Source organism: Streptomyces sp. NPDC006510, assembly GCF_040611955.1.
In the GTDB taxonomy this organism is placed as follows: Bacteria; Actinomycetota; Actinomycetes; order Streptomycetales; family Streptomycetaceae; genus Streptomyces.
In genome coordinates this window covers 1-2,277 of record NZ_JBEXPH010000412.1, presented here as the reverse complement: position 1 = coordinate 2,277, position 2,277 = coordinate 1, and the positions used below count along the sequence as shown (strand labels likewise).

Here is a 2,277-nt window from a genome sequence, read left to right as displayed (position 1 = left end):
GCCGCGCTCGCCACCCGGGCCCGCGGCGCGTTAGACCGGGCGGACGGGATCAGCGGACGGGATTCGCGGACCGATGCCCGCGCCGCGGCTCAGGGCCGCTGGTCGAGACCCGCGCCGAGCGGCGGCTGCGGGGCGTCGAGCAGTGAGGTGTCCACCTCGCCGACGCCCCAGCCGTACGCCAGCTTGTGCACCTCCAGCACGAAGAACGAGTCGGTGGAGACGATCCCGTCGATCAGGTGCAGCCTGCGGTTCATCAGGTCGGTGAAGTGGTCGGTGTCCCGGCAGATCACCTCCGCCATCACGTCGTAGTTGCCCGCCGTCATGATGACGTAGGAGGTCTCGGGCAGCTCCCGCAGCCGTCGGCAGACCTCCGGGGCGGTGCCCGGCGCGACCCGGATGCCGACCATGGCGAACCTGTCGAAGCCGATGGTCAGCGGGTTGGCGATGCCGACGATCTGGAGGGTGCCGTTCTCCTCCATGCGCTGTACGCGGTAGCGCACGGAGGAGGCCGGAATGTCCAGTTCCTCGGCGATCTGGCTGTACGGGCGGCGGCCGTCCGCCTGGAGTGCGGCGATGATCTGGCGGTCGGTGTCGTCCAGCGGGCTGCCACCCAGCGTGCTCATGCTGTTGCTCCGGCTCTCATGTACGGCCCACCACGGTGTGCGGGCCTGGATCTTCGGTCGTACGCGCCTATCCTGCCCGGCTCAGGAATCGAAGCCGAGGCCGAGCCGGTCCAGGGTGCGCAGCCACAGGTTGCGGTGGCCGTGGGTGTCCTCGCGGGCCATGGACCACCGGGTGGCCTCGACGCCCAGATAGCGGACCGGCTCCGGGGGGAAGGGGACCGGCGGGCGGCGGATCATCGCGGGCCGCAGCCGCTCGGTTTGCCGGCCGGACAGCAGGTCCAGCATGACCTGGGCGCCGAAGCGGGTGGCGCCGACACCGAGTCCGGTGAAGCCGAGGGCGTACGAGATCCGGCCGTGCGCGGCGGTTCCGGCGAACATGCAGAAGCGGGTGGTGGAGTCGATGACTCCGCCCCAGGAGTGCGAGAAGCGGACGTCGGCGAGGGCGGGAAAGGCTTCGGCGAACTGGGCGGCGAGGGCGTCGAAGGTGGCCGGGCGCTGGGTGAGGTGCTCGTCGACCCGGTTGCCGTAGTGGTAGATGGCGTCGTAGCCACCGAAGAGGATGCGGTTGTCGTCGGTCTTGCGGAGATAGTGGAACTGGTTGCCCGCGTCGGTGATGCCGTGGTCGCCGCTCCAGCCGATGGCGGCCAGTTGGTCGGGGCTCAGGGGCTCGGTGGTCAGGGCGTAGTCGTAGACGGGGATCATGCTGAGCGAGAGGCGCTTGAGCAGGGGCCGGTAGACGTTGGTGGCCAGGGCGACCTGCCGGGCGCCGACCGCCGCGTACGGGGTCGCGAGCCGGATCCGGCCCGCATGACGGGTGGACAGCGCGGTGACCTCGGTGTGTTCGGCGATGCGGACTCCGAGGTCCAGGCAGGCGGCGCGCAGTCCCCAGACGAGCCTGGCGGGGTCGAGGAGTGCGTAGTCGGGGGACCAGAGACCGGCGGTCCAGATCGGGGAGTCGACGTAGGACCGCAGCTCTTCGCGGTCCAGCAGCCTGGTCTGTTCGCCGTACCGGTGGGCGAGGGTGTGGGCGTCACCGAGCCCTGCCGCCTGCCAGGGGGTGGCGGCCACGGTGACCTTGCCGCTGCGGACGAATCCGCAGTCGATGCCGTGGGTGTCCAGGTCGCGTTCGAAGGCGTCGAAGTTCTCCATGCCCAGGCGGTGCAGCAACCGGGCCTCGGCGGGCCAGCGTTCGGCTCCGTTGGCGAGGCCGTGGGTGATGCTGGGCGAGCAGAAGCCGCCGTTGCGGCCGCTGGCCGCGTGGCCGCAGGTGTTCTGTTCGAGAACGAGGACATCGCGTTCGGGGTGGGCGCGCTTGGCGAGCAGCGCGGTCCACAGCCCGGTGTAGCCGCCGCCGACGACGGCGAGGTCGCAGGTGGTGTCGGCGGTCAGCCGGGGCAGTGGTGCGGGGTGCTCGGGCCGGTCGAGCCAGTAGGGGGCGGCCTTCGTGTCGCGCAGGCGGCCGCGGTGGTCGGTGGGGCGTGGGGCGGCGGTGGTCATGTGGTGGGGTACCTCGTTGCCGGCGGGGTGGGGCGGGGGCGGGGGGGGGGGGGCCGCCGGCCCCCGTGGGGGGTGCGGGGGGGGGGGGGCGGGGGCGCCCCCCCGCCGGCGCCGCCGCGCGAGCGGGTCGATCCGTCCCAACTGCCGCCGATCCAGC

2 protein-coding genes are annotated in these 2,277 nt (G+C 72.4%); both read right to left on the bottom strand.

What is annotated here, in order from left to right; genetic code table 11:
- Positions 1 to 89 precede the first annotated feature (89 nt).
- Positions 90 to 623 carry an Lrp/AsnC family transcriptional regulator gene (locus tag ABZY11_RS44025; protein WP_072484621.1) on the bottom strand — a complete coding sequence of 178 codons (534 nt, stop codon included), beginning with the start codon at positions 621 to 623 and terminating at the stop codon, positions 90 to 92.
- A gap of 81 nt (positions 624 to 704) precedes the next feature.
- The gene (locus tag ABZY11_RS44020; RefSeq protein WP_356484553.1) at positions 705 to 2,120 is read right to left on the bottom strand and encodes an FAD-dependent oxidoreductase; all 1,416 of its coding nucleotides are present in this window, start codon (positions 2,118 to 2,120) and stop codon (positions 705 to 707) included.
- Positions 2,121 to 2,277: the final 157 nt, after the last annotated feature.

Coding starts and splice junctions, on each gene's coding strand:
- ABZY11_RS44025 (WP_072484621.1), bottom strand. CDS start 623: ATGAGCACGCTGGGTGGCAGCCCGCTGGACGACACCGACCGCCAGATC.
- ABZY11_RS44020 (WP_356484553.1), bottom strand. CDS start 2,120: ATGACCACCGCCGCCCCACGCCCCACCGACCACCGCGGCCGCCTGCGC.